Below are 26,761 nucleotides of genomic sequence, written 5' to 3'. Positions count from 1 at the left end.
TTAAATAGCAACGCGTAGTTGCGCATGGAAAATAATAAAATGGCCCCCCTCAATACCATCATTCCTCTTTCTTACGCAGCGTCATTCCATGGCTCTTAATAATATCGGCATACCAAAAGAAGCTGTCTTTACGCATTCTCTCCAGCGTACCGTTACCCTCTTCATCGCGATCGACATAAATAAACCCATAGCGCTTTGACATCTCCCCCGTTGATGCACTGACCAGATCGATCGGTCCCCAGCAGGTATATCCCATCACCGCCACGCCATCCTCGATAGCCTCACTCACCTGCACGAGGTGATCGTTTAAGTAGCTAATACGATAATCATCATGAATGTGGCCATCCGCCTCAACGCGATCCTTCGCCCCTAAGCCATTTTCAACGATAAAGAGCGGTTTCTGATAGTAATCCCAAAGCATATTCAGCAATGTCCGTAGACCCAGCGGATCGATCTGCCACCCCCACTCCGACGCACGAAGATGCGGATTAGGGATCATGTTGAAAATATTTGAGGATGATGCTTCATATAGCCGCTCGTCGGCAGAGACACAGCCAGTCATGTAATAGCTGAAAGAGATAAAGTCGACGGTGTAGGCGAGTATCGCGCGATCGGCGTCGGTTATCTCCAGCGTAATATCGCGCTCGCGTAAATAGCGTAATAGATGGCCGGGATATGTGCCGCGACACTGGACGTCAGCAAAAAATTGCCAGCGATGGTTGGCGTGTAGCGCGTTAAGGATATCTTCAGGCCTACAGGTCAGAGGATACATTAAGGCCCCCAACAACATATTGCCTATCTTAGCGTCGGGAATGATCTCATGGCAGGCTTTAACCGCTAAGGCGCTGGCGACCAGCTGATGATGAATCGCCTGATATACATCGGCCTCGGCGCACTCTCCGCGGAGGCCAACCCCGGTTAACGGCGCATGTAAGGACATATTGATCTCATTAAAGGTGAGCCACAGCTTCACCCTATCCCGATAGCGCGTAAAAACCGTTCTGGCATAGCGTTCAAAGTACGCGATCACCCTGCGGCTGCGCCAGCCGCCGTAGTTTTCGACCAGCGCCCACGGCATCTCATAATGTGACAGTGTCACAATTGGCGCGATATGGTACTTTTCCAGCTCGCTAAATAGCCTGTCGTAGAAGGCCAGTCCGGCTTCGTTTGGCTCGGCATCGTCGCCCCGTGGAAAAATCCGCGTCCAGGCAATGGAAATGCGCAGGCAGGTAAATCCCATCTCGGCAAACAGCGCAATATCCTGCGGATAGCGGTGGTAAAAATCGATGGCGATATCTTTAATCCCGCTGCCGCCCAGCGTACGATCGACCATCTTCCCCAGCACGCCGTAGGGCTGGATATCTGAGGTGGAAAGTCCTTTTCCCTCCTCCAGATAGGCGCCCTCGACCTGATTGGCAGCGATAGCGCCACCCCATAAAAACTCCGGTGGAAATGTTGGCATCATGTTTCCCCTTGCATTGAGTGATCCTGCGCCCCGGCAGACTAACGCCGACCGTCGTGGCGCAGCTGAGTTACCTATGCGGTGCATTCCGCTCAATATCCGCATCAGCGTGCGCAGTCGCCTTCATCTGCTCGCTTGAGCGCGTAGCCTCGGCCGACGCGCGCGGCAGCCCGGCCATCATGGTCAGCCCACAGGCGATAAACAGCGCGGCGAAGATCCCGATGGCGCCCCCCCAGACCGACGCATCCACGCCCTGAGGCGGGATCATCTGTGCGATAGCGAAGAAATTGGCAAAGCCGACAGAGTAGATTTGCGTCCCGCTGAAGCCGGCAATTCCGCCGCCAATAGCGCCAGCGATACAGCCGAAGATAAAAGGACGACGCAGCGGTAGATTCAGACCATAGATAGCGGGCTCGGTAATGCCAAAAATCCCGGCGGATAGCGCGGATCCCGCCAGAACCCGCTGCTGAACATCGCGAGTGCGCAGGAAGATCCCCAGCACCGCCCCCACCTGTCCCATCACCGCCGGTATCAGCATCGGCGCCATAGAGTCATGCCCCACCACGGCCATGTTATTGAGCATGAGCGGCACCAGCCCCCAGTGCAGGCCAAAGACCACGCAAACCTGCCAGAGCGCCCCGAGCACAACCCCCGCGATCCACGGCGCTAATGTATAAACGGCCTGATAGCCATTCGCTAGCAGCTGGCTCAGCCAGGTCGCCAGCGGTCCAATCATTAGAAAGGTCAGCGGAACGACGACCGACAGACAGATAGCCGGGGTGAAGAAATTTTTCATCGCCGCCGGCAGCCATCGGCTGCAGTGGCGCTCTAGCCAACAGCTGAGCCAGGCGGCAAGAATGATAGGGATCACCGATGAACTGTAGTTAATAAAGCTGACCGGGATCCCCAGAAAATACTCTGTGGCCGCCCCCGGCGCTAAGCTGGCCTCAAAGGCGCGAATCATCAGCGGATGCAGCAGCGCAGCGCCGATCGCCATGGTAATAAACGGATTGCCGCCAAATTTTTTCCCGGCGCTGTAGCCAAGAAACAGAGGGAAAAAGAAGAACAGTGCATCGCCCGCCGCAAACCAGATTTTATAGGTGGCGCCGGCGGGATTGAGCCAGCCGCAGACTTCGGCCAGCGCCAGCAGCCCTTTCACGATCCCCGTCGCCGCTAAGACACCGATAAAGGGGGTAAAGATACCGGAGACAATATCGATCGCTTTCCCCATCACGGTGCTATTTCCGCCCGGCGACGAAGGCGCATCATCTTCGCTCTGCCCACTCGCATGGAGTACCGCTAGCCAAACATCATGCACATGGTTGCCGATCACCACCTGAAACTGGCCGCCGCTTTCTACAACCGTAATAATGCCGGGGCACGCTTTCACGCCTTCCGCATCGGCCAACGCGGGATCGTTTAATCGAAAGCGCAGACGCGTCGCGCAGTGCAGTAGGCTTGCCACATTCTCTTTGCCACCAATCAAATGCAAAATATCTTGCGCCAGCGCCTGATACTGCGCATGCGGCGCCCCACGTTGGCTATCCATAGCGTTCCCCTGTGCCGATGGTTCAAATAAAAAAACCTGAGGACGACGTCTTACCCGACGTCACGCTCAGGTTTTGCCTGCCTTATGCAGTCGCAATCCAGTCACGAACCGTTTTCTCTGCCCCGCGCTATAATAATGCGTAAAAAAAGCAGCCCCTCGCTGGTGGATTTATTTATCGGACCCCATACGCACAGCGTGCGCCGGATAAACACGCAGGCCCATTGACGGCGCGGCGCTGCAGAGACGATCGCCGCGGGCGCGTTATTCTCGGCCAAGCCTGAGTACGACCGCAGTCATTAATGGCCCGTGGCGCCATGGCTATTTAATCGCGCCATGACAAAGTGCAGCGCAATAAACCCGACCTCATCATGGCTAAGCGCTAGACTAAAATATTGGGTGATCAGCGATTTCACCTGCAGTCCCAGCGCGAACTCACGCGGATAGCGCCCGATAATTTCCCGTAAAAGTGCATTGTGAATAACGGCCCCTCGCCGATGTCGCTCAATGGCGCAATAGCAGTACTCCGCCAAGGCGCTGGCGAGCCCGGCCTGCAATTTACCCTGACCAGTATAAACCGATAAAATAATGCGCTCGCAGGTGGCTATAGCATCCAAGGGAAGGTGTAGAATCATGTTATGAGGTCTGCAGCTTAGTCTATTACACTGAAGCGCAAAGATTTTCTCTATTCTACCCTCATCCAGGATATCCCCTACGCACTGATGAAAAGCAAGGCCTCGCCCCATCATCACCAGCTCGCGCTGCCGGCTATCCAGCGCCAGCACCAGCACCAGCACCACATTATTATTCAGGATTTTGGCAATGCGCATCATCATCCCCCGGGCGCGCTCCCGCCGCCGTCGATAGGCCGGCACGGCGACAAGACAAAAAAAAACCTGACCTTTGACGTCATCGCCAACGATCAGGTTTTGCCTGCAGGTGCAGTAACAATCCAGTGTTTTAGTATTGTAATTGCACCTATAATAACTTCAACCGGCTTAATAAAAAAGTGTGAAGCCGATGGGTAATTTATCGCTATATTAGCGTCACCTTAACACTTCCCCAATAACTCATAAATTAAATAAATCTCTGTATTGTAAAAGCGATGCGGCTATGGTTGGCGATCACCGCGCCGACCTATATCAACAGAGATAATCATAATGCAATTAAGTATGGTGAAAGGGAATTCATTATCGGCGTAATCTCTCTATCCAACCAACGCATAATAAGCCGGCGTTCACTGACGATGCGATCGCCGCGGCGTCAGCGCCGGTGCCTCTCGCCACACGGTCGTCCAGCCGATGGCGTTGGTACGGCGAGTACAGATCATCTGTCAGAAACAGATAGTATTACCCTGTAATATATAAATTAATCGCCAAATCCGGCCTAAAAGACAGTATATACATCTAACAAAACGCGCTTAATTGTCGATTCCTATCTTAATGATAGGTTATCCCTGCATCTATCGTTGACACTTATCAAATATCGACGCGAGACCACCCTGCACTATGGGCGCGTCGGTTCGCCGACATTTGTCGGCTGCCTCCGCAGCCGTATTGACACTCTCAAAAGGAGTTTTGTAACAATGAAAAAAATAACGAAATGGGCGGGAGGCATCGTCATTGCCGGTCTCGCCTGCTACTTAGGGTTGGTCGGCTATGTCTATAATCATGACAAACAGCGTAATACCGTACCGAGTGAACCGGCAAGTTCACCGCTTAATGCGCAGGTATTGGGGATACTGAGCGAAAAAGGCTGTGACTACTGCCATACACCATCGGCTAATTTGCCGTTTTACGCCAGCGTTCCCGGCGTGAAACAGCTGATGGAGTATGACATGTATCAGGGATATAAGGCGTTCAACCTGACTCCCCTGCGCGAAAGTCTGCTGAAACCCTCCCCGTGGAAAACCGCCAGCGGCCAACCGCCGACCCTGACGGATCTCAATAAGCTGGAATGGGTGGTTCAGCATCAAACCATGCCGCCAACCCGCTATACCGCAATGCACTGGGCCGGTCGGATGTCGCAGGCCGATCGCGATACGCTGCTGACGTGGGTGGATGAGCAGCGTCAAAAATACTATGCAACGCCGGATATGGCGCCCTCGCTGCGCAATGAGCCGATACAGCCGATCCCTGAGTCTTTACCGGTCAACGCCGAAAAAGTCGCGCTGGGATTCCGTCTGTACCACGATCCGCGCTTATCCAGCAATGACACCGTGGCCTGCGCCCACTGTCACCAGCTGGGCGCCGGTGGCGTCGATGGGCGGAAAACATCGCTCGGCGTCGATGACCAGGTTGGCCCCATCAACGCGCCAACGGTGTTTAACTCTGCGTTCAACATCGCCCAGTTCTGGGATGGCCGTGCGGCAACCCTGCAGGATCAGGCCGGTGGGCCACCGCTGAATCCGATCGAGATGGCGTCCACATCGTGGGAGCAGATCATCGATAAGCTGAATCAAGATCAGGCATTTAAGCAGGCGTTCCTCAAGGTATATCCGCAGGGCTTCAGTGGAAAAACCATCACTGACGCCATCGCCGAGTTTGAGAGGACCCTGATTACGCCGAACTCCGCGTTTGACCGCTACCTGCGCGGCGATAGCAGCGCGCTCACGGCCCAGCAGCAGCGTGGCTATCAGCTATTTAAGGATAACCGCTGCGCAACCTGCCACGCCGGCGTGGCCATGGGGGGAGAGTCTTACGAGCCACTCGGGCTGATCAAGGCATATCCGTTTGGCGAAATGACCAGCGCGGACATCGGTCGGATGAACGTCACCCAGGATCTGCGCGATAAGCTGCGCCAGAAGGTACCGACGCTGCGTAACGTTGAGCTGACCGGGCCCTACTTCCACCGTGGCGATGTGCAGACGCTGGATGAGGCCGTGAAGCAGATGCTGCGCTATCAGGTCGGCGTCACCCTGCCGCAAAGCGATGTCGACGATATCGTGGCCTTCCTGAAGAGCCTGAACGGTGTCTATACGCCGTACCCGATGAACACGGCCGCCGCAGAAGCTCCGGCGACGCCAACGACGGAGACGGCCCATCCGTAGCCGTTGAGGTAAAAGCAAACGGGCGTGCACTGTGCACGCCCGTTTTAGTAACGTCTGCTCTCCACGCGCAGCGTCAGTCCAGCGCGGACAAATCGATATAGCGTGCCAGCGCTTTTTCCTCTGGGCGGTACAGATAGGGAATCTCTCCCAGCTGCGGCGCCGGCAGCTTCTGCCTCAGAGCATCAATGGTTTCAGCATAGTGCGACAGGCCGGGGTTAATCCGGTTTGCAATCCAGCCGACAAACGGCAGGCCATCATTAATAATGGCCTGGGCGGTCAAGATGGCATGGCTGATACAGCCCAGCTTAATCCCTACCACCAGGATCACCGGGAGCTGCTCCTGCACAACCCATTCGGAGAGCGGGCGTAAATCCTGCATCAATACCCGCCAGCCGCCGGTTCCCTGCACCACGACATGCTGCGACTTGGCACTCAGATGCTGTAGTCCACGGCTCATGGCGCCGTAGTCCAGCGCCTCGCCGGTATAGGCATTAGCTATCTCTTCGCGCAGGGTGACAGGATTGACCTCGTCATAGCTTAGCGCCATGGAGGACGCGTTGAGCAGCGTGACGGCATCTCGATTGCGGAGCCCCTGCGGGGTCTCATCACTGCCTACGGCGATAGGTTTATACCCCACCGCACTGTGTCCAGCCGCCTGAATAGCTTGTAATAACGCACGAGAAGCCACCGTTTTACCCACCTCGGTGTCGGTTCCCGTAACGAATACGCGTTTTAACATGGAATAATTACTCCGGAGAGACTCCGATTAATAATAGAAAAGCAGAACGATCTGACCGGAAGTATGCTGTGTGCCCGCGATCGCCAATAAACCAGAAAGTCTAGGCGAAGCGCTTCTCACGCGGCTTGCGTTAGCTCAAATTTTTATTTATCGCGCGGATCATTTTCTTACCCACCGCGCGAATTCACGGGAAATGAGTAACAGCTCGGCAAACAAAAGCGAACAATTACCCTTGCAGCAGCTGTACCAGCAGCGAACCGTTATACAGCGCTTCTTTGACCAACGCCGCGGCGGGCATTGTGCCATGATGGTGGAAATGGCTGGCTTCAACCGACAGATGCTGGGTGTAATGGGGCAGCGCCTGCTGCCGAATTGCGCTGGCAATGGAGGGGAACAAGACCTCTGCGGCCTGGTTTAGCGGTGAGCCTATCAGGATTTTCTCCGGGTTAAACAGGTTAACCATCACCGCCGCGATGCGGCCTACGCTATGGCCGACGCTATTGATCAAGTCCCGCCCCAGCTGATCTCCCTGCAGCGCGGCCTGACACAGCGCCTCAATGTTCAGCGGGCTGACCGCGTGCAGCTGTGACGACGGCGACAGCGCGAGGCGCTGCTGCGCCAGCGTCAGTATATTGCCCAGCCCGGCAATCGTCTCCAGACAGCCATGGTTTCCGCAGTAGCACTGCTTACCATAGGGATCGACCTGGGTATGCCCTATTTCAACCAGACTTTGACGGCTCCCGTTCAGCAGACGCCCTTCGCTGATCACGCCGGCGCCCACGTTATGGTCAATGACAATCTGAATCAGGTTGGCACAGCCCGCGCCGGCGCCAAACAGCGATTCGGCCATGGTCCAGGCGCAAACGTCATGCTGCAGATATACCGGCAACCCAGTATGGCGCGAGAGTTCGGCGCTCAGCGCCATGTCACGCACCTCGGCATAGTACGGCATCCGGTGTACGATCCCTTGGGCGGCGTTGATTAACCCCGGCAGCGTGATGGCAATCGCCGTCAGACGCTCTAACTGATGCTGGTGGCGGGTAAAAAACAGATCGATCTCGGTCACGATGCGGGTCAGCAGCGGCAGTTCCCCCTGCGCCGGCAGCGCGAGCTCATCTTCGGCGACCAGCGCCCCGCTCAGATCGCGCAGCGCCAGCGTCATGGTGCCCAGCCCAATCCGCACGCACAGATAGTGCCAAGAGGCGGTATCCAGCGTAAGCCCCACGGCAGGACGCCCGCGGCTGCCGGGCTCCTGGAACTCCGTCTCCTGCACCAGGTGAGCCTCAAGCAGCTCACGCACGATTTTGGTGATACTGGCGGGAGCCAGCTGTGCGCGTTTTGAAAGCTCAATGCGCGAAATGGGGCCAAAACGATCGATAAGGCGGTAAACCGCCCCAGCATTTATCTGCTTGATTTGATCAATATGCCCCGGCTGACCGTCAGCAATCACTACTGCTACTCCCAGTTATTTTTCGCGCTTCAAAATAAATCTTACCGGGTATGGTGGGTATTTTACAAAAAGGCGTCAACCATTTGATTAGTTATGTGATTAAGTGCACAAATACTTACCCATTCGGTGGGTTTTCCAGCATGGCTGGCGCCACCATGGCGTCGGCGGATGGCGCGGTCAGCAGCGCGATCAGCGCATTGGCCTGTGCGCTCAGCGGACGCTGGCGGTGGTAGGCGAGCCACACCTCGGTATAGGCGTCGGGCTCATCCAATGCGCGATAACACACACCGTCCACCTGAATACGGGTATAGGAGGCCGGCAGAATAGAGACGCCCAGCCCTGCTGAGATCAGTCCGACGATCGTCATCGCCTCGCCGACCTCCTGCGTAATATACGGCACAATGCCGGCCCTCTTCAGCAGCGACAGCAGTTCATCGTACAGCGCTGTACCATCGCCGCGGGAAAAAAAGACAAAGGGTTGGTCGGCCAAGTCGCAGAACTTCAGCGCCTGCCCCCGCTGCGCCAAAGGATGATGACGGTGTAAAACCGCAACCAGCGGCTCGCGCTGCAGCACCCGGTGCGTCAGCACGCCGGGCAGTTGGGTATTGCGCAAAATGCCGATGTCCAGCTTTCCCTCAACCAACGGTTCGATCTGCTGCTTGGTATTGAGCTCGCGCATTTGCAGATGCACCTGCGGATAGCGATGGCGGTAGGCGAATAGGCTGTGCGCCACCCGGGGAATAAAGGGGACCGATGAGGTAAAGCCAATGGTCAGATCCCCGGTCTCCCCTCGATGTGCTCGAGCCGCCTTTTCTGCCGCCTGCTCCAGCTGGCCAACGATGGCATAGCACTCTTTCAGAAAAAGGCTCCCCGCCTGCGTCAGACTGACGCTGCGGTTGGTGCGCATCAGCAGACAGGCGCCCAACTCACGCTCCAGCGCCTGGATCTGCTGGCTCAGCGGCGGCTGGGAGATATTCAGCCGCTCCGCCGCCCGGTTGAAATGTCGCTCCTCGGCAACGGCGATAAAGTACTTTAGATGACGAATTTCGATGCGCATGGCTATTGATACTTTAAATATATTATTGGTTCTTATTAATATATTAGACATTCAGCAGGCGTAATTCTATGCTCGCTATCATGCAGCCTAGTTCCGCGTCGACATCGCAGATCGTGATGCGGCCTACGCTGACTCTCTGTGTGCCCCGTACAAGGATATTGTGTGAATACCTCCCCGGCTGAAGCCGCGCCGGATACCGTCTCTCCGGCATCCACCGCCATCAGCGATGGCCTTACTGGTAAACCCCCTTTTATCACCCGCGACCGCCCCGATTTTAAGCGGGTCACGCTGGCCCTGTTTTCAGCGGGGCTGGCCACCTTTGCCCTGCTGTACTGCGTACAGCCCATCCTGCCGGTGCTATCGCAGGATTTCGCCATCACGCCGGCGACCAGCAGCCTATCGCTGTCGGTGTCCACCGCCATGTTGGCCATCGGGCTGCTGTTTACCGGCCCGCTCTCCGATGCCATCGGACGGAAAAATGTCATGGTCACGGCGCTGCTGCTGGCGGCGATCTGCACCCTGATCTGCGCCCTGATGAGCAGCTGGGATGCCATTCTGGTAATGCGAGCCCTGGTGGGGCTAGCCCTGAGCGGCGTCGCGGCCGTGGCCATGACCTATCTCAGCGAAGAGATGGATCCTTCGGTAGTCGCGTTCTCCATGGGGCTGTACATCAGCGGAAACTCGATCGGCGGCATGAGCGGCCGACTGATCAGCGGCGTCCTGACGGACTACTTTTCCTGGCGGGCCACCCTGGCCGTTATCGGGCTATTTGCGCTGTGCGGCGCGCTGATGTTCTGGAAGATCCTGCCGCCCTCGCGCCATTTTCGCCCGACCTCTCTGCGCCCGCGCAACCTGCTGCTCAATCTGCGCCTGCACTGCCACGATCGGGGGCTTCCGCTGCTGTTCGCCGAAGGCTTCCTGCTGATGGGCAGCTTTGTCACGCTGTTTAACTACATTGGCTACCGCCTGCTGGCCTCGCCCTATTACCTTAGCCAGGCTATCGTCGGCGTACTGTCACTGGTCTATATCAGCGGCACCTACAGCTCGCCCAAGGCCGGGGCGATGACCGCGCGCTTTGGCCGGGGCCCGGTGCTGAGCGTCGCGATCATCATTATGCTGCTGGGGCTGCTGATCACCGCCTTCTCCGCGCTGTGGCTGGTGTTTATTGGCATGGTGCTGTTTACCACCGGCTTCTTCGCCGCCCACTCGGTGGCCAGCAGCTGGATCGGACGCCGAGCGCGCCGGGCCAAAGGTCAGGCCTCCTCGCTCTATTTGTTCAGCTACTACGTCGGCTCCAGCGTCGCCGGGACGCTGGGCGGAGTGTTCTGGCACAGCCACGGTTGGAACGGTATCGTCATCTTCCTGGTCGTCATGCTGCTGCTCGCCTGGCTGCTGGGCCGGCGGCTGCAGCGTCTTCCTGAAGCCGCTCCCCTCTCATAGCGCCCTCGCCGGGCGGCCAAAGGGCGGCTCGGCGAGATCGGTTACTTGAGACGCAAGCGCACCGACTCAGGTATTGCGAGGGCCAATGTAGCCGGAAAGCGCGTTGTCCCTGCTTCAGCACGGAGTGAAGAACGGCTACCTACGCCTACGGTGACGACACGTATTGACGCCGGGGCGAGTCGCCGAGCCCTTGCACAAAAATTTACGTCCGCCCACCGCCTCTGATCCAACGAAAGCCGGAAAGCTATCATTCTGGATAATTTGTGGATATCGATACCGCCTCAAGACACCCGCGGTGGCGGTCTGCTCAGAGCGTGACGTGGGCATTGGTTACCCACAAGGCCAGGGGAAATCGTCAGTCCGGGGAGTCCCCTTCATCTAAGCCCCTCTACACCTATCGGTACGCGTCATCCTGGTTGGCTTACGTTGCTCACCGTTCATACGAGGGTAAGGGGAAAATGCGTTGCTGCAGATGGCGCGGTGTGTCATAGTCAAAAGTATGTTGTAACTAATAAGAGTTTATCTTCTTTATGTCCACCAGCAGCGTCATCGAACGACTTCATCTCTGCTTCCGTCAACTGGAGGAGGCGCTCGCTCATACCGACCACCAGCTGGCCGCCCTCACTCCGCTGCAGGCGCAAATCTTTGCGCTGCCGGAGATAGAAAAAGGCAAAGAGCATGAGGAGATCCGCCGCATCGCCGTCACCCCCTGCGCCGCCGACGAGGCCTTTGACGCCGGACGCCGCCACTTTCGCCGCCTCTTCCTCCACCACCACAGCCAGCACGTCAGCAGTAAGGCCGCGGTACGCCTGCCCGGCGTGCTGTGCTATCAGGCCACCCCCTCACAGCGCAGCGCGCTGCGCGACGCGATCGAGCGGGTCAACCGCTACAAACGGCAGCTGGAGCAGATCATCGCCGTGGAGACCGGCCTGCCGCCGGAGCAGCGTTTTGAATTTGTCCACCGCCAGCTCAAAGGACTGTTGACCCTCAGCGCCTACCGCACCCTGACGCTACTGGACGACCCCAGCAGCGTCGGCTTCGGCTGGGCAAACAAGCAGGTGATCAATAATCTCAGTCGCGCCGAGGTGCTGACGCGCCTGGACAAGAGCCTGCGCGCCGGGCGCGCCGTTGCCCCCTATACCGGCGAGCAGTGGACGCAGCGCATTCTGCAGGAGCGAGATACCCTGCTGGCGCTGCCCGAGGATGTCAAACTCAAAATTCGTCGTCCGGTCAAGGTTCAGCCGATTGCCCGCGTGTGGTACAGCGCCATCCAGCGTCAGGTGCAGCACCCGTGCAGCATGCCGCTGATCGCGCTGTGCGAATCCGCCGAGCTGGCGCCGCGCATCGGCACCCTGGCCGACTACGACGCCGATAACATCGCGCTGCGCCATCGCCCGCGGGCCAAGCAGCTGATCCCGCTGATCCCCCGGCTGCACCTGTACCGTGAGGTCGATGGGCGGGGAAACTAAGCGTGACATTGTCACAAATCAGTCGCCCTGTGCGACGCTCCCCACCATCTGCGCGGGTTGAACCCATTGGTCAAACGCCTGCGCGCTAACGTAGCCGAGCGCCAGCGCCGCCTCCCGCAGCGTCGTCCCCTCTCGGTGCGCCCTCTTGGCGATCTCTGCCGCCCGATCGTAGCCGATGTGTGGGGCCAACGCCGTCACCAGCATCAGCGAACGCTGCAGCAGTTCATCGATACGCTCCCGATTCGGCATCAGTCCCTGCGCACAGTGCTGGTTAAAGCTCTCCATACCGTCGGCTAACAGGCGCAGCGACTGTAAGACATTGTGGATCACCAGCGGACGAAAGACATTCAGCTCAAAGTTACCGGAGGCGCCGCCGATATTCACCGCCGTATCATTCCCCAGCACCTGCGCGCACACCATGGTCAGCGCCTCACACTGCGTCGGGTTGACCTTCCCGGGCATGATGGAGCTGCCCGGCTCATTTTCCGGCAGCCTCAGCTCCCCTATCCCACAGCGAGGCCCAGAGGCCAGCCAGCGCACGTCGTTGGCTATCTTCATCAGGGAGCAGGCCAGCCCCTTCAGCGCACCGTGTCCCTGTACCAGGGCATCACAGGTCGCCAGCGCCTCGAACTTATTGGGGGCGCTGACGAACGGCAGACCGCTCTGTTCGGCGATCTGCGCGGCGACGCGCTGGGCAAAGCCCGGCGGCGTATTCAGCCCGGTTCCGACCGCCGTTCCCCCCAGCGCCAGCTCGTACAGGTGCGGCAGCGCGTGGCGGATATGTTGCCCGCTATGCTCCAGCATCGCCACCCAGCCGGAGATCTCCTGCCCCAGCGTCAGCGGCGTGGCATCCTGCAGATGGGTGCGTCCAATCTTCACAATGGAGGCGAAGCACTGCGCCTTATGCCGCAGGGTATCGCTCAGCTGGGCGATCCGCGGCAGCAGATCGCGCTCAATGCCCAGCACCGTCGCCACGTGCATCGCCGTTGGAAACACATCGTTGGAGCTTTGGGCGCTATTGACGTCATCATTGGGATGCACCAACCGCTGCTCGCCGCGGCCCCCCCCCAGCAGCTCACTGGCCCGGTTCGCCAGCACTTCGTTCATATTCATATTGGTCTGCGTACCGGATCCCGTCTGCCAGACCGACAGCGGAAACTCCCCGGCGCGCTGACCGTCGATAACCTCCTGCGCCGCCAGCATAATGGCGTCCGCCTTCTCCGGCGTCAGGCGCCCGGCCTCTCTGTTGACGCGCGCGGCGCACAGCTTGACCAGCGCCAGCGCCGTAATCAGCGCCGGCGGCATCTTTTCTACCGAGATACGGAAATGCGCCAGAGAGCGCTGCGTCTGGGCGCCCCACATCCGTTCCTGAGGAACCTTCACCTGCCCCATCGCGTCGCTCTCTATACGCATCGCCGTCATCGTCTCTCCTCGATTTTCCGTTGGTCCATCGCCCGCGCGGTGAAAAATTAATCGCTGTTTTTTCAGTATACTTCCTTATCAATGGCCTCATTGTGAATGCCTTCGCCATTTAGATGATCAATCCCCTTGCCGAGGCGGGGGCTGTTCCTGTTTACTGAAGAAAATTCACGTTTCACTGACTCGCGGAACCGATAGATGCAAAAGATGATCAATGCCATACAGCACTATGCCTGGGGCAGCCACGACGCGCTGAGTAACCTCTATGGCATCGCTAACCCCGATAACCAGCCGATGGCCGAGCTGTGGATGGGGGCCCACCCGCTGAACAGCTCTCGGGTGCAGGATGCGCACGGCGCCGAGCAAAGCCTGCGCGATCACATCGCCGCCGATCCACGCGCTCAGCTGGGCGATGCCGTCGCCCGCCGCTTTGGCGAGCTGCCGTTTCTGTTCAAGGTGCTGTGCGCCGCCCAGCCGCTCTCCATCCAGGTACATCCCAATAAGCGCGCCGCCGAAGCCGGCTTTGCGCGTGAGGAGGCCGCCGGCATCGCGCTGAATGCCCCGAACCGTAACTACAAGGACGCCAACCATAAACCGGAGCTGGTGTATGCGCTGACCCCCTTTGCGGCGATGAACGGCTTTCGCGAATTCGACCAGATAGCCGCCCTGCTGCAGTCGCTAGCCGATGCCCACCCGGATATCGCCGGTTTTATCGCGCACCCGAACGCCGACACGCTGCGAACCCTGTTTGCCAACCTGCTCAATATGCAGGGCGAGGAAAAAGCCCATGCGCTGCGCCGCCTGCGCGAGGAGATGGCCCACCAGCAAGGCGTTGTCTGGGACACCCTGCGCACCATTGCCCCGATTTACCCGGATGACAGCGGCCTGTTCTCCCCGCTGCTGCTGAACGTGATCGCGCTGGCGCCGGGCCAGGCCATGTTCCTGGATGCCGAAACCCCCCACGCCTATCTGCACGGCGTCGGCCTGGAGGTCATGGCCAATTCGGATAACGTACTGCGCGCTGGCCTGACCCCGAAATATATCGACGTCGCCGAGCTGCTGGCGAACGTCCGCTTCGTTGCCAAACCGCGCGATACGCTGCTGACGGCGCCGTGCACCTCTGGCGCGGAGCGCCGTTTTCCGGTGCCGGTCGCCGATTTTGCCTTTGCGGTCCATACGCTGAGCGCACAGCCGCAGCCGCTGCACCAAGAGAGCGCCGCCGTACTGTTCTGCATACGCGGAGAGGCCCGTCTGCAGCAGGGAGCACAGACGCTGATCCTGCGCGCCGGCGAGTCTTGCTATCTCAGCGCCGCCGACCGCCAGGTTTCGGTGACCGGTCACGGCGAGCTGGCGCGCGTTTTTAATCAGTTAGATTAATTTTCAACGAATTATTTGCCAATTACGCCCCCTTGCCTCCACAATAAAAACGCCTGCGGGCGTTTTTTACCTTCCGGCACCGCTGCGCTTGAAGCCGGTGCCCGATTCTGGCTACAGAAGGACAGAGTATGAAAAAATCAGCCGTCGCCGTTGCGGTCATCGTGGTATTGGGCGCAGCCTGGAGCGGCGCATCGTGGTATACCGGTAAGCTTATTGAGCAGCGTATGGACGGTGAAGTTGCCCGCCTTAACGAAAGCCTCACGCAGCGCCTGCCTCAGGCCGGCCTGAAGATCAGCTACCAGGATTACCAGCGCGGCGTTTTCTCCAGCCGGGTTCACTACATTATCCAAGCCGATCCCGCCGCCAAACAGGATGCACTGCTGAAGCCGGGCCAGCAGCTGGCGCTGAATGAAACCATCAGCCATGGCCCCTTCCCGCTGACTCACTTCTCCCTGGCGCCCAGCATGGCCGTGGTGCACAGTGAGTTGGCCAATACGCCGCTGGTCGCCCCGCTGTTTACGGCCAATAAAGGGCAGTCGCCTCTCGATGCCTATACCCGGATCGCCTATAGCGGAGATAACCGCTCCGAGATAACCCTGCTGCCGCTCTCTCTGCAAGCGGGCGAGAATAAAATCGACTTTGGCGGCGCACAGATTAAGGCCGATATCGCTCGCGATCTCAGCCGAATGGATCTGGCGGCGGATGCCAAGAGCCTGAGCATCGACGCCCCGAACGGTGGGCAGCGTGAAACCCTGTCGCTGACCGGCGCCACCTTTACCACCCACAGTAAGATGGGCAAGTTCGGCCTGAATGTCGGTGAACAGCAGATCGCCGCCAAGCGACTGAGCCTGTCGGTCGATGGCAAAGAGAGCGCCGCGCTGGACGATCTGGCGATGGACGCCAGCCTGAAAGAGGGTGAGCGTACGCTGGACGCACGGGTGGACTATCGCCTGGGCGCGCTGCAGATCGATGGGAAAGCCTTCGGCGGCGGCGCCATGACGCTGAATCTGAACGGGTTCGATGGCCATGGCGTGAAAGGGTTTGCCGATGAGTACAATGCCTTTATCAGCCGACAGATCAGTAGCGGCAACAGCAGCGACAGCATCGCCTATCAGCAGCAGCTGACCCGCATGCTGGATGCCGCGCTACCGACCCTGCTGAACGGCAACCCCCAGATCGAACTCAAGCCGGTCACCTGGAAAAACAGCGCCGGCAGCAGTCAGTTTGACCTGAGCCTGTCATTGGGCGTACCGGCCAAGACCGAGGCCGCCGCGGCGCTGCCACCGCTGCTGCAGGCCGTCCGTACGCTGGATGTCTCCCTCAACCTCTCCATGCCGATGGCGACGCAAATCGCCGCCAATGCGGCCGAGCTCGAGGGCTACCAGGCCGATGAGGCACAAAAGCTGGCGGCACAGCAGGTGCAGGGCGTCTCCGCCATGGGCCAGATGTTTAAGCTGACGATGCAGCAGGATAACGCGATCGTCAGCCAGCTGCACTATGCCGACGGTCAGGTGACCCTGAACGGTAAGCCGATGACCCTAGCCCAGTTCGCTGGCCTGTTTGGCGTGCTTGGCGGTATGGATTCGGCGCCCGCTGGCGCACAGTAATCCTCCCCGGCACCCGCGATAACGCCCGCCGCTCGGCGGGCGTTTTTCTTCCCATCCCCGCGTCACGCGCACCACTGTATATATATACAGTATATCGATAAATCGAGACATCCGTTGATTTTTAGTGATGTTGATCACACTTTTATGTAATGAGATAGCGCTTTACATCGCGTTATTTTTATACTGTTGCGCACTTTACGCAAAATAACTGAGAGTGCCCATCATGATCGATTCGCGTTTTCCCCTGACCGACCTGCACCGCCATCTTGATGGCAATATCCGACCGCAAACCATTTTAGCGCTGGGGCAACAGTATCAGCTGGCGCTGCCGGCGAACGAGCTGGAGGCCCTGCGCCCCCACGTCCAAATCAGCGATACGGTGCCGGATCTGGTCAGCTTTCTGCAGAAGCTGGACTGGGGCGTCGCCGTTCTGGCCACCCTGGACGCCTGTCGCCGGGTTGCCTACGAAAACGTTGAAGATCTGAAGCGCGCAGGCATCGATTATGCCGAGCTGCGCTTTTCTCCCTACTACATGGCGCAGCGCCACGGCCTGCCGCTGCAGGGGGTGGTGGAAGCCATCATTGACGGCGTCCGCGCCGGATCGCGCGACGTCGGCGTTCCGGTCAAGCTGATTGGGATCATGAGCCGCACCTTTGGGCAGGAGGCCTGCCGCCAAGAGCTGGAGGCGCTGCTGAGCTGCCGCGATCAGATCGCCGCGCTGGATCTGGCCGGTGACGAGCTGGGCTTCCCCGGCGATCTGTTTATGTCGCACTTTACCCGGGCGCGTGACGCGGGGTGGCACATTACGGTACACGCCGGCGAAGCCGCGGGGGCGGAAAGCATCTGGCAGGCTATCCGCGAGCTGGGTGCCGAACGCATTGGCCACGGCGTGAATGCGATCCAGGATCCGCGCCTGATGGATTATCTGGCGGAGCACGCCATCGGCGTGGAGTCCTGCCTCACCTCTAACCTGCAGACCAGTACGGTGCCCTCGTTGGCACAGCATCCGCTGAAGCATTTCCTACAGCACGGCATTATCGCTAACCTCAATACGGATGACCCGGCGGTCGAAGGGATTGAGCTGCGTCACGAATATCAGACGGCCGCCCCGGCGGCAGGGCTGAGCGCCGAGCAGATCCGCCAGGCGCAGTACAACGGCCTGACCATGGCTTTCCTGAGCCCGGCGGAGAAACAGGCGCTGCGCGACGCCAAGCAGGCGGGCTAACGTCCCCCAGCCCCAGCGCGCCCTGGGGCCTCGCTATTCAGCGCGCGCCTGACCGCCGCGGGCGTAGCGCTGGGCCAGCCAGGCACAGACCATCAGCTGCAGCTGGTGAAAAATCATCAGCGGCAGCACCATCATTCCGACGGCCGCCGCCGGAAACAGCACGTTGGCCATCGGGATACCATTGGCCAGGCTTTTTTTAGAGCCGCAGAACACAATGGTTATCTCATCGGCCTTATCAAATCCCAACGCCCGGGCGACGACGGTGTTAATCAGCAGCACAATCGTCAGCAGCAGGCAAGAGACCAGCACGATCACCCCGAGCGAGACAGCGTCAATACGCTGCCAGATCCCCTCGATCACCGCCTCACTGAACGCGGTATAGACCACCAGCAGAATCGATGAGCGGTCGGTTACATTGATCAGGCGCCGGTGACGGGCCACCCAGGCCGCCGTCAGCGGACGCGACAGATGCCCCAGCAGGAACGGCAGCATCAGCTGCAGCACAATCGCGCCGATCGCATGCAGGCTATCGATATTGTCGCCCTGCGTATGCATCAGCAGCCCCACCAGCAGCGGCGATAAAAACACCCCCAGCATACTGGAGGCCGAGGCGCTGCAGATGGCCGCCGCCACGTTGCCGCCGGCCATCGAGGTATAGGCAATGGCCGACTGTACCGTCGCCGGCAGCGCGCACAGATACAGAAAGCCCAGATAGATAGCCGGGCTCATCAGCGCCGGCACCAGCGTCCCCAGCCCCACCCCCAGCAGGGGAAACAGCGCGAAGGTGCTCAGGAAGACCACGAGATGCAGCCGCCAGTGGCCGATGCCGGCGCCGATCGCCTCGCGCGACAGCTTGGCGCCATGCATAAAAAACAGCAGCGCGATGGCCGCCGTCGTCAAGTGACCAAACAGGGTCTTGGCTTCACCGCGACAGGGAAACAGCGATGCCAGCAGCACCACCAGGATCAAGACCAACAGAAATGGATCAATGCGTAAACGCCGCAGCCAGGACATAACACCGGTTTCCTTGTCAATCGATGGGGTCGCCCCATCATAACGGGGTTTCCCCCTGCTGCCACGCCCCCTGTTACAGACCCTGACAAAATCCCCGCCGCCGCGGCGGGCTGAATGGCGTCGTTGCCATCAATATTTCATAAATTTGTAATCCATGTCACTAATATCTCTCTGGACTCATTAGAATAATTGCTGAATACTGTTTTTTATTATACATATCCATTTCGAACAATGACCAAAATATGAACGTTGACGAATTCCTGCACAAATTCCGCAAAGTGAATAATAGCGACAGTCTGGAAAAACTTTTCGACCATTTAAATTATTCTCTGCACGATGAACGCGACATTATAAATATGTATCGCGCCGCCGATCATCGGCGCGCCGAGCTGGTCAGCGGCGGGCGCCTATTTGACGTAGGCTGCGTGCCGAAAGAGATTTGGCACTATGTCGTCTAGAATGAGCTGCGCCGCGCGCATCGGTCGTTTGTCCGCGCGCGGCGGACAGGGTTTTCCCCTCCCCAGCGCGCCCGCCTCTCGCTGAGCCCGACGCCGTTGTCTCAACTACGCAGAGCAGGCCGCTGGAATAGCGGGCGGCGGACGCCCCGGATAGGGAAAATGAATTTAAATTAGGTTATCTGAATTATTCCATCCGGTTAATCGTTTACCTCGCCTTTTCTATTAACGCTAACAACGATGCAAATTACGCGTAAATACCCGGCGACGCCGCGGCTATCCCCCTATCCTCGCCGTATTCAGCGGCATGATAAATCAGCCAGCCTTATAAAATAGTCCACGCTGGCGGCGCAGTCCATTTTTTATCCTGTCCGGCGCCGTTTTCCCCCGCCCTGTCACAATATTTCGACATTTAGCGGAGCAAACGTTTGCGCAGTGTGGCATAGTACGCACCCGAGCCCGTCCAGGCGTATAATCGATGCCGCTCAGCCCACTTAGCGGCCTGCTGCCGGCAGCGCCTGTGTTTACTCTGTCTATGTAAAGGATCACGACACGCCATGATATCCCGCTGCGAACCGATGCCTTCATCTCAGCCTGCCCTGCAGCCGATCGCCGCCGTTGCCGCCCGAATCGGCATCGCCTCTGAAGCCCTGATCCCCTATGGCCACTATGCGGCCAAGGTGGATATGCGGAAGCTCACGCCCCGCCCGTCCCGCGGTAAACTGATCCTGGTCTCCAGCATCACCCCCACGCCGCTCGGCGAAGGGAAAACCGTTACGACCCTCGGCCTGAGCCAAGGGCTGAACCATCTGGGGCACAGCGCCATCGCCTGTATCCGCCAGCCCAGCCTCGGCCCGGTATTCGGCGTCAAGGGCGGCGCCGCCGGCGGTGGTGCGTCGCAGGTGCTGCCGATGGAGCAGCTCAATCTGCACCTGACCGGCGATATTCACGCTATCAGCGCCGCCCATAACCTGGCCGCGGCGGCGCTCGATGCCCGTCTGTTCCATGAGCAGCGCCTGGGCGACGCGTTCTCCGACCAGAGCGGGCTGCCGCGTCTGGATATCGACCCCCAGCGCATCGTCTGGAAGCGGGTGATGGATCATAACGATCGGGCGCTGCGCAGCATCGACGTTGGCGTCGGCGGCGGCAATAACGGCGTGCCGCGCCACGATGGCTTTGACATCAGCGCCGCCTCGGAGCTGATGGCCATTCTGGCGCTCTCCGAGAGCCTGGCCGATATGCGTCTGCGCATCGGTAAGGTGATCCTGGCCTATTCCCTGCAGGGCGCGCCGATCACCGCGGAGGATCTGCAGGTTGCCGGTGCCATGACCGTCGTGATGAAAGAGGCGATCCACCCGACCCTGATGCAGAGCAGCGAGCAGACGCCGGTGCTGATCCACGCGGGCCCCTTTGCCAATATCGCCCACGGCAACTCCTCTGTGCTGGCCGATAGACTGGCCCTGCAGCTGGCCGACTATGTGGTCACCGAGGCGGGCTTTGGCTCCGACATGGGCATGGAAAAGTTCTTCAATATCAAATATCGCCAGTCGGGGATCGCCCCCTCCTGCGTGGTGCTGGTCGCCACGCTGCGCAGCCTGAAGGCCAACAGCGGGCAGTTCAATATGAAGCCGGGACAGGCGCTGCCGGAAGAGGTCAAGCAGCCGAACGCCGATCTGCTGCGCGCCGGGTGTGAAAACCTGGGCTGGCACATCGCCAACGCCCGCCGTTACGGTCTGCCGGTAGTGATCGCCGTCAACCGCTGGCCGGAGGATACGCCGCAGGAGCTGGCCATACTGCGCGACTATGCGCTGAGCGCCGGCGCCTTCGGCGTCGAGTTCAGCGAAGCCTTTGCCCTCGGCGGGCGCGGCGCGGCGCGCCTGGCGGCCTGTGTCACCGACGCCTGCAGCCAGGCGGCCCAGGTCACGCTGCTGTATCCGGACGAGATGCCGCTGGCAGACAAGCTGCAGACCCTGGCGCACAGCTACGGCGCCAGCCACGCCGAGCTGACGGCGCAGGCGCAGCAGGAGCTGGAGGCGCTGGCGCAGGCCGGCTTTGGCCACCTGCCGCTGTGCATGGCGAAGACTCCGCTCTCCATCAGCGCCGATCCGGCGTTGAAAAACGCCCCGCGCGACTTTGTGCTGCCTATCCGCAGTCTGCAGGTCTCCGCCGGCGCCGGGTTTATTCGCGCCTACGCCGGTAACATCATGACGATGCCGGGGCTCAGCACCCTGCCAGCCTACCGCCACATCGATATCGACGCCGACGGCAATACCGTTGGCCTGAGCTAACGCCGCCCCCCGATCCCTGCACCCTCCGGCGCCGGGATCGGGTATACTCCCCCGCATTCGCCCTTTTATCCGGTATTGCATACGATGAAAACTGACCGTATCGGCGGCTGGCTGTTTGCGCCATTGGCCTACATGATCCTCTCTCTCTTCTCCTCCAGCCTGATGCTGGTGCTGTTCATCATGACGCTGCTGCAGCACGGCGGCGGCGGACGCCTGTGGGCCCACGGCGGCACCTTTTCCTCTCAGTGGGGGCTCTCTCTGCTCATTACCCTGGGCGTATGGTGCTTCTCCCTGCACGTACTGCGCCTGTTTTTTAAGCGTTCGCGGCGCTTCCCCAAGCATTTCATCGCCTGGCTGCTGGTCATGCTGCTGCTGGCGCTGAAGTCGTTCGCCTTCTCGCCGATCAGCGATACGCTGGCGCTGCGCGGGATCATCACGCCGCTGCTGGCCGCCGCCGTGTTTGTTCCCTATATCAAGCGTTCGGCCCGCGTGCGCCAGACATTTATTGAGCAATAGCGCCAATTTACGCCGTCGACGCCGCCCTTATCGTGGGTAATTTGCGCAAATCGCAATAACCCTACGTTTGATCTGTTGTCGTCAGCCGGTTAAACCCCGATAATACAGCGGTTTCATCTTCCGGCTGATCTTTCTGCTTTGTAGGTTTTGTGTGATGACCGATTACCTGTTGTTGCTGGTCGGCACCGTCCTGGTCAATAACTTCGTCCTGGTTAAATTTCTCGGCCTGTGCCCCTTTATGGGGGTATCGAAAAAGCTTGAGACGGCGATGGGCATGGGACTGGCAACCACCTTTGTACTCACCCTGGCGTCCGTTTGCGCCTGGGCCGTAAACCAATTTATTCTGGTGCCGCTGGGGCTGACCTATCTGCGCACCCTGACCTTTATTCTGGTCATCGCCGTCGTGGTACAATTCACCGAGCTGGCGGTGCGTAAAACCAGCCCGATTCTATATCGTCTGCTGGGCATTTTTCTGCCGCTGATCACCACCAACTGCGCGGTGCTCGGCGTGGCGCTGCTCAACGTCAACCAGTCGCACAACTTTCTGCAGTCGGCCGTGTACGGGTTTAGCGCCGCCGCCGGCTTCTTGCTGGTGATGGTGCTGTTTGCCGCCATCCGTGAACGATTGGCGTTGGCCGACGTACCGGCGCCGTTTCGCGGCGCGTCCATTGCCCTCATCACCGCCGGGCTGATGTCTCTTGCCTTTATGGGCTTTAGCGGATTGGTGAAATTCTAATGTCTTCATTGTGGATAGCGATCGCCGCCGTCAGCGCCATCGCGCTGGTGTCCGGCCTGATCCTGGGATTTGCCGCCCGTCGTTTTCAGGTGGAAGCGGACCCCATCGTAGAACGTATTGACGCCCTGCTGCCGCAGAGCCAGTGCGGCCAGTGCGGTTACCCTGGCTGCCGCCCCTATGCCGAAGCCGTCGCCAACGGCGAAAAGATCAATCGCTGTGCGCCGGGCGGCGATGCGGTAATGCGTAATATCGCCGCCCTGCTGGCCGTCGACCCGCAGCCGCTGGAGGGTGAAAATGCCCAGAGCGAGCCTCAGCGCCAGGTCGCGCTGATCGACGAGGCCAACTGCATCGGCTGCACCAAGTGTATTCAGTCCTGTCCGGTCGACGCCATCGTCGGCGCGACGCGGGCGCTGCACACCGTTATCAGCGATCAGTGCACCGGCTGCGGCCTGTGTCTACCGCCCTGCCCGACGTCGTGTATCCAGCTGGTGCCCGTACCCACCACGACCGCCACCTGGAAATGGGATTTGCAGACCATTCCCGTACACATTCTGGAAGTTGAGCGCCATGTTTAAGCTGTTCGCCGCACTGCGTAAAGAGAGACTGTGGGACTTTAAAGGGGGGATCCACCCCCCTGAGATGAAGCAGATCTCCAGCGAGATCCCGCTGCGCCGCATTCCGCTGCCGAATCTGCTGATCATTCCGCTGCAGCAGCACCTGGGACCCGAGGGGGACCTCCTGGTCAAGGTCGGCGAACGGGTCTTGAAAGGCCAACCGCTCACCCGCGGCAATGGCCGCACCCTGCCGGTACACGCGTCGACCTCCGGCACCATCAGCGCCATCTCGCGCCAGGTGACCGCACACCCCTCCGGCCTGCCCGAGCTGTGCATCAGCCTGGTTCCCGACCAGCAGGAGCGCTGGGGAGAGCGTCACCCGCTGCCCGACTATCGCGCCCTGACGCCCCCGGCGCTGATCGACCATATTCATCAGGCCGGGATCGCCGGGCTCGGCGGCGCCGGTTTCCCGACGGCCGCCAAGCTCAACGGCGGCGCAGATCGCATTCATACCCTGATCATCAACGCCGCCGAGTGTGAGCCCTACATCACCGCCGACGATCGCCTGATGCGCGAGCACGCCGCGGACATCGTCACCGGCTGCGCGATACTGAGCCACATTCTGTCGCCAGAGCGGGTGCTGATTGGCATCGAAGACAATAAGCCGCAGGCGATCGCCGCCCTGCGTCAAGCGTTACAGGGTCACGAACAGATACAGCTGCGGGTGATCCCCACCAAATATCCCTCCGGCGGGGCCAAGCAGCTGATCAAGATCCTGACCGGCATGGAGGTTCCCCACGGCCAGCACTCGGCCTCCATCGGCGTGCTGATGCAAAACGTGGCGACGGTCTACGCCATCAAGCGCGCCGTCATCGACGGAGAGCCGCTGATCGAGCGCGTGGTCACCCTGACCGGCGAGCAGATGCATCGCCCGGGGAATGTCTGGGCCGCCATCGGTACGCCGGTGAAGCATCTGCTGCAAAACGGCGGCTTTATTGCGCAGAACAAACACCCGATGGTGATCATGGGGGGCCCGCTCATGGGCTTTACCCTGTCGCGCCTCGGCGTCCCGGTGGTCAAGATCACCAACTGTATTCTGACGCCTTCGCGCGATGAATTCAGCGCGCCGCAGGCGGAGCAGCCCTGTATTCGCTGCGGCGCCTGCGCCGACGTCTGCCCCGCGCGCCTGCTGCCCCAGCAGCTGTACTGGTACAGCCAGGGCAAAGAGCACGATAAGGCGCGCGACTACCATCTGCAGGAGTGCATCGAGTGCGGCGCCTGCGCCTATGTGTGCCCCAGCAATATTCCGCTGGTGCAGTATTATCGCCAAGAAAAAGCCGAGATCCGCGCGTTGGACGATGAGGCCCGACGCGCCGCCGAGGCCAAGGCGCGCTTTGAGGCGCGTCTGGCGCGCCTGGCGCGGGAAAAGGCGGCGCGCGAGCAGCGTCACAAACAGGCGGCGGTCAGCGTCAGCAGCAGCGATCGGGAGGCCATCCAAGCCGCGCTGCAGCGCATTAACCTGCGTAAAGCGGGCCCAACCGATGATAGCGACGCCGCCGTAGACGCCGCCGCGGTAAACGATCCGCGACAGGCGGCGCTGGCCGCCGCCATCGCCCGCGCCAAAGCTAAACAGGCCGCGGCGAGCGAAACCGATGCCCCGAACACCGCGCCGCCGGCGGCAGACAATACGCCGGATGACCCGCGCAAGGCCGCTATCGCCCGCGCCAAGGCCAAGCAGGCCGCGGCGAGCGAAACCGATGCCCCGAACACCGCGCCGCCGGCGGCAGACAATACGCAGGACGACCCGCGCAAGGCCGCTATCGCCGCCGCCATCGCCCGCGCCAAGGCCAAACAGGCTGCCACGAGCGAGACCGACGCCCCGAACCCCGCGCCGCCGACGGCAGACAAGGCGCCGGACGACCCGCGCAAGGCCGCTATCGCCGCTGCCATCGCCCGCGCCAAGGCCAAGCAGGCCGCGGCGAGTGAGACCGACGCCCCGAACCCCGTACCGCCGGCGGCAGACAAGGGTGAAAGCCCTCGCCGTCAGATCTCCCGGGCTACGCTGCAGGCAGCCTACGCGCCAGGATCCGACGCGGATACACCGGCGGCCTCGGAGAGAGAGACGCCGGCGTCCGATCGCCAGGCGGCGATTGCGACGGCCATCGCCCGGGTAAAAGCCCGCCAGGCGCTGGTCAACGGAGAGGCGCCCCAGCCCACCGCTCCATCCACCCCCACGGATGCGCAGAAAGCGGCCGTCGCGGCCGCTATCGCCCGCATTAAGGCAAAGCAGGCGTCCGCAGCGCCAAGCGAGGAATAAATGGCCTTCAGAATCGCCAGCTCCCCCTTTACCCACAACCGTCAACACACCGCACGGATCATGTTCTGGGTCGTCGCCGCCGCGTTACCCGGCATCGCCGCCCAGATCCACTTTTTTGGCTATGGCACGCTTATCCAACTGGCGCTGGCGATCGTCACCGCCTGCCTGTGCGAAGCGCTGGCGCTGCGTCTGCGCCGACGCCCGCTCAGTACGCTCGGCGATAACTCCGCGCTGCTAACCGGGCTGCTGCTGGGCATCAGCCTGCCGCCGCTGGCGCCCTGGTGGCTCGTCGTGCTCGGCAGCGCCTTTGCCATCATCATCGCCAAGCAGCTGTACGGCGGACTGGGACAGAATCCCTTCAACCCGGCCATGGTCGGCTATGTCATGCTGCTGATTGCCTTTCCGGTACCTATGACCACCTGGCTGCCGCCGCAGAGCCTGCTGAGTCAGCCGCTGGATTTCAGCCATACCCTATTACAGATCTTCGGCGGTCACGCCGCCGATCTGCACGCCCTGCTGAGCGTGGACGGCGTGAGCTCCGCCACACCGCTCGACAGCGTGAAGACCGGGCTGCGCAGCGGCCAGACGCTGACGGAAATCTTCCGCCAGCCCATCTGGCAGGGCGAGCTGGCCGGTTTAGGGTGGCAATGGGTCAACGCGGGATTCCTGCTCGGTGGCCTGCTGCTGCTGCTGCGCCGCATTATTCACTGGCAGATCCCGCTCGGCTTCCTGGCCGCCATGGCGCTGTGCGCCGCGCTGGGCAGCGGGCTGGCGCCGCAGAGCATTGCGCCGCCGCTGACCACCCTGTTCTCCGGCGCTACCATGCTGGGCGCGTTTTTCATTGCCACCGATCCGGTCACCGCCGCCACCACCCCGCGGGGGCGCCTGATCTTTGGCCTGCTGTGCGGCGTGCTGGTCTGGCTGATCCGCACCTACGGCGGCTACCCCGACGGCGTCGCCTTTGCGGTACTGCTGGCCAACATCTGTGTGCCGCTGATCGACCACTACACCCAGCCGCGCGTTTATGGGCATCGCTAAGGA

The 26,761-nt window shown here is 60.3% G+C and carries 21 protein-coding genes; 13 read left to right on the top strand and 8 right to left on the bottom strand.

Annotated features, from left to right (window positions below):
- Window positions 1-58 precede the first annotated feature (58 nt).
- The 3 genes from L1P05_RS08375 to L1P05_RS08365 all read right to left on the bottom strand — a co-directional run bounded on the left by L1P05_RS08375 (window position 59) and on the right by L1P05_RS08365 (window position 3,844).
- Window positions 59-1,462 (bottom strand): glycoside hydrolase family 1 protein, encoded by a 1,404-nt coding sequence (locus L1P05_RS08375; RefSeq protein WP_012848561.1) that lies wholly within the window; start codon window positions 1,460-1,462, stop codon window positions 59-61.
- Window positions 1,463-1,532: 70 nt separating this feature from the next.
- Window positions 1,533-3,011 (bottom strand): PTS transporter subunit EIIC, encoded by a 1,479-nt coding sequence (locus tag L1P05_RS08370; protein ID WP_012848560.1) that lies wholly within the window; start codon window positions 3,009-3,011, stop codon window positions 1,533-1,535.
- Window positions 3,012-3,307: 296 nt separating this feature from the next.
- The gene (locus tag L1P05_RS08365; protein ID WP_012848558.1) at window positions 3,308-3,844 is read right to left on the bottom strand and encodes a CAT RNA binding domain-containing protein; all 537 of its coding nucleotides are present in this window, start codon (window positions 3,842-3,844) and stop codon (window positions 3,308-3,310) included.
- 749 nt (window positions 3,845-4,593) lie between these two features.
- Between L1P05_RS08365 and L1P05_RS08360 the strand changes: the two genes are divergently transcribed.
- Entirely contained in the window at window positions 4,594-6,057 is a 1,464-nt protein-coding gene (locus L1P05_RS08360; protein ID WP_012848557.1) for a cytochrome-c peroxidase, read from the top strand.
- Between the two features lie 73 nt (window positions 6,058-6,130).
- On the opposite strand, the gene bioD is transcribed toward L1P05_RS08360, so the two are convergent.
- The 3 genes from bioD to L1P05_RS08345 all read right to left on the bottom strand — a co-directional run bounded on the left by bioD (window position 6,131) and on the right by L1P05_RS08345 (window position 9,303).
- Window positions 6,131-6,796 carry a dethiobiotin synthase gene (gene bioD / locus L1P05_RS08355; protein ID WP_012848556.1) on the bottom strand — a complete coding sequence of 222 codons (666 nt, stop codon included), beginning with the start codon at window positions 6,794-6,796 and terminating at the stop codon, window positions 6,131-6,133.
- A gap of 226 nt (window positions 6,797-7,022) precedes the next feature.
- On the bottom strand, window positions 7,023-8,246 hold the full coding sequence (mlc, locus tag L1P05_RS08350; protein WP_012848555.1) for a sugar metabolism global transcriptional regulator Mlc: 1,224 nt from the start codon (window positions 8,244-8,246) through the stop codon (window positions 7,023-7,025).
- A gap of 115 nt (window positions 8,247-8,361) precedes the next feature.
- A complete protein-coding gene (locus L1P05_RS08345) occupies window positions 8,362-9,303 on the bottom strand; it encodes a LysR family transcriptional regulator (RefSeq protein WP_034168082.1) in 942 nt (313 codons plus the stop codon).
- A gap of 219 nt (window positions 9,304-9,522) precedes the next feature.
- Here L1P05_RS08345 and L1P05_RS08340 point away from each other — a divergent pair, with 219 nt between their 5' ends.
- Both L1P05_RS08340 and tus read left to right on the top strand, forming a co-directional pair.
- Window positions 9,523-10,743, top strand: a complete 1,221-nt coding sequence (locus L1P05_RS08340) for an MFS transporter (RefSeq protein ID WP_225857743.1) — start codon at window positions 9,523-9,525, stop codon at window positions 10,741-10,743.
- A 530-nt stretch (window positions 10,744-11,273) separates the two neighbouring features.
- Window positions 11,274-12,212 carry a DNA replication terminus site-binding protein gene (tus, locus tag L1P05_RS08335; RefSeq protein ID WP_012848551.1) on the top strand — a complete coding sequence of 313 codons (939 nt, stop codon included), beginning with the start codon at window positions 11,274-11,276 and terminating at the stop codon, window positions 12,210-12,212.
- An 18-nt stretch (window positions 12,213-12,230) separates the two neighbouring features.
- On the opposite strand, the gene fumC is transcribed toward tus, so the two are convergent.
- Entirely contained in the window at window positions 12,231-13,634 is a 1,404-nt protein-coding gene (gene fumC, locus L1P05_RS08330; protein ID WP_012848550.1) for a class II fumarate hydratase, read from the bottom strand.
- A gap of 195 nt (window positions 13,635-13,829) precedes the next feature.
- Here fumC and manA point away from each other — a divergent pair, with 195 nt between their 5' ends.
- The 3 genes from manA to add all read left to right on the top strand — a co-directional run bounded on the left by manA (window position 13,830) and on the right by add (window position 17,840).
- On the top strand, window positions 13,830-15,008 hold the full coding sequence (manA, locus tag L1P05_RS08325; protein ID WP_012848549.1) for a mannose-6-phosphate isomerase: 1,179 nt from the start codon (window positions 13,830-13,832) through the stop codon (window positions 15,006-15,008).
- A gap of 128 nt (window positions 15,009-15,136) precedes the next feature.
- Window positions 15,137-16,615, top strand: coding sequence for a YdgA family protein (locus L1P05_RS08320; protein ID WP_012848548.1), 1,479 nt, complete (start codon window positions 15,137-15,139; stop codon window positions 16,613-16,615).
- 223 nt (window positions 16,616-16,838) lie between these two features.
- Window positions 16,839-17,840, top strand: coding sequence for an adenosine deaminase (add, locus tag L1P05_RS08315; RefSeq protein ID WP_012848547.1), 1,002 nt, complete (start codon window positions 16,839-16,841; stop codon window positions 17,838-17,840).
- A 33-nt stretch (window positions 17,841-17,873) separates the two neighbouring features.
- Here add and L1P05_RS08310 read toward each other — a convergent pair whose 3' ends face one another.
- Complete coding sequence (locus tag L1P05_RS08310; protein ID WP_012848546.1) at window positions 17,874-18,854, bottom strand: bile acid:sodium symporter family protein; 981 nt, start codon at window positions 18,852-18,854, stop codon at window positions 17,874-17,876.
- Between the two features lie 242 nt (window positions 18,855-19,096).
- Here L1P05_RS08310 and ydgT point away from each other — a divergent pair, with 242 nt between their 5' ends.
- From ydgT to rsxD, 7 genes are all read left to right on the top strand, one after another.
- Window positions 19,097-19,312, top strand: coding sequence for a transcription modulator YdgT (ydgT, locus tag L1P05_RS08305; RefSeq protein WP_012848545.1), 216 nt, complete (start codon window positions 19,097-19,099; stop codon window positions 19,310-19,312).
- 554 nt (window positions 19,313-19,866) lie between these two features.
- Window positions 19,867-21,597, top strand: coding sequence for a formate--tetrahydrofolate ligase (locus tag L1P05_RS08300; RefSeq protein ID WP_012848544.1), 1,731 nt, complete (start codon window positions 19,867-19,869; stop codon window positions 21,595-21,597).
- A gap of 84 nt (window positions 21,598-21,681) precedes the next feature.
- Window positions 21,682-22,113 (top strand): DUF2569 domain-containing protein, encoded by a 432-nt coding sequence (locus L1P05_RS08295; protein ID WP_012848543.1) that lies wholly within the window; start codon window positions 21,682-21,684, stop codon window positions 22,111-22,113.
- Window positions 22,114-22,267: 154 nt separating this feature from the next.
- On the top strand, window positions 22,268-22,849 hold the full coding sequence (gene rsxA, locus L1P05_RS08290; protein WP_012848542.1) for an electron transport complex subunit RsxA: 582 nt from the start codon (window positions 22,268-22,270) through the stop codon (window positions 22,847-22,849).
- Window positions 22,849-23,424: an electron transport complex subunit RsxB gene (gene rsxB, locus L1P05_RS08285; RefSeq protein ID WP_012848541.1), complete on the top strand. Its 576-nt coding sequence runs from the start codon at window positions 22,849-22,851 to the stop codon at window positions 23,422-23,424. Before rsxA ends, rsxB begins: the two co-directional genes overlap by 1 nt.
- Entirely contained in the window at window positions 23,417-25,720 is a 2,304-nt protein-coding gene (rsxC, locus tag L1P05_RS08280; RefSeq protein ID WP_012848540.1) for an electron transport complex subunit RsxC, read from the top strand. Before rsxB ends, rsxC begins: the two co-directional genes overlap by 8 nt.
- Window positions 25,721-26,758 carry an electron transport complex subunit RsxD gene (gene rsxD, locus L1P05_RS08275; RefSeq protein WP_012848539.1) on the top strand — a complete coding sequence of 346 codons (1,038 nt, stop codon included), beginning with the start codon at window positions 25,721-25,723 and terminating at the stop codon, window positions 26,756-26,758. It begins immediately after the preceding gene.
- Window positions 26,759-26,761 lie beyond the last annotated feature (3 nt).

The organism is Edwardsiella piscicida (assembly GCF_021733145.1).
GTDB classification, from domain to species: domain Bacteria; phylum Pseudomonadota; class Gammaproteobacteria; order Enterobacterales; family Enterobacteriaceae; genus Edwardsiella; species Edwardsiella piscicida.
This window is presented reverse-complemented; position numbering and strand designations above follow the sequence as displayed.

Excerpts from the sequence above, each read along its gene's own strand:
- ydgT (WP_012848545.1), top strand. The coding sequence starts at position 19,097 with ATGAACGTTGACGAATTCCTGCACAAATTCCGCAAAGTGAATAATAGC.
- bioD (WP_012848556.1), bottom strand. The coding sequence starts at position 6,796 with ATGTTAAAACGCGTATTCGTTACGGGAACCGACACCGAGGTGGGTAAA.
- add (WP_012848547.1), top strand. The coding sequence starts at position 16,839 with ATGATCGATTCGCGTTTTCCCCTGACCGACCTGCACCGCCATCTTGAT.
- L1P05_RS08370 (WP_012848560.1), bottom strand. The coding sequence starts at position 3,011 with ATGGATAGCCAACGTGGGGCGCCGCATGCGCAGTATCAGGCGCTGGCG.
- manA (WP_012848549.1), top strand. The coding sequence starts at position 13,830 with ATGCAAAAGATGATCAATGCCATACAGCACTATGCCTGGGGCAGCCAC.
- rsxB (WP_012848541.1), top strand. The coding sequence starts at position 22,849 with ATGTCTTCATTGTGGATAGCGATCGCCGCCGTCAGCGCCATCGCGCTG.
- L1P05_RS08365 (WP_012848558.1), bottom strand. The coding sequence starts at position 3,844 with ATGATGATGCGCATTGCCAAAATCCTGAATAATAATGTGGTGCTGGTG.
- L1P05_RS08375 (WP_012848561.1), bottom strand. The coding sequence starts at position 1,462 with ATGCCAACATTTCCACCGGAGTTTTTATGGGGTGGCGCTATCGCTGCC.
- rsxD (WP_012848539.1), top strand. The coding sequence starts at position 25,721 with ATGGCCTTCAGAATCGCCAGCTCCCCCTTTACCCACAACCGTCAACAC.
- fumC (WP_012848550.1), bottom strand. The coding sequence starts at position 13,634 with ATGACGGCGATGCGTATAGAGAGCGACGCGATGGGGCAGGTGAAGGTT.
- tus (WP_012848551.1), top strand. The coding sequence starts at position 11,274 with ATGTCCACCAGCAGCGTCATCGAACGACTTCATCTCTGCTTCCGTCAA.
- rsxC (WP_012848540.1), top strand. The coding sequence starts at position 23,417 with ATGTTTAAGCTGTTCGCCGCACTGCGTAAAGAGAGACTGTGGGACTTT.
- L1P05_RS08300 (WP_012848544.1), top strand. The coding sequence starts at position 19,867 with ATGATATCCCGCTGCGAACCGATGCCTTCATCTCAGCCTGCCCTGCAG.
- L1P05_RS08320 (WP_012848548.1), top strand. The coding sequence starts at position 15,137 with ATGAAAAAATCAGCCGTCGCCGTTGCGGTCATCGTGGTATTGGGCGCA.
- rsxA (WP_012848542.1), top strand. The coding sequence starts at position 22,268 with ATGACCGATTACCTGTTGTTGCTGGTCGGCACCGTCCTGGTCAATAAC.
- L1P05_RS08345 (WP_034168082.1), bottom strand. The coding sequence starts at position 9,303 with ATGCGCATCGAAATTCGTCATCTAAAGTACTTTATCGCCGTTGCCGAG.
- L1P05_RS08295 (WP_012848543.1), top strand. The coding sequence starts at position 21,682 with ATGAAAACTGACCGTATCGGCGGCTGGCTGTTTGCGCCATTGGCCTAC.
- L1P05_RS08310 (WP_012848546.1), bottom strand. The coding sequence starts at position 18,854 with ATGTCCTGGCTGCGGCGTTTACGCATTGATCCATTTCTGTTGGTCTTG.
- L1P05_RS08360 (WP_012848557.1), top strand. The coding sequence starts at position 4,594 with ATGAAAAAAATAACGAAATGGGCGGGAGGCATCGTCATTGCCGGTCTC.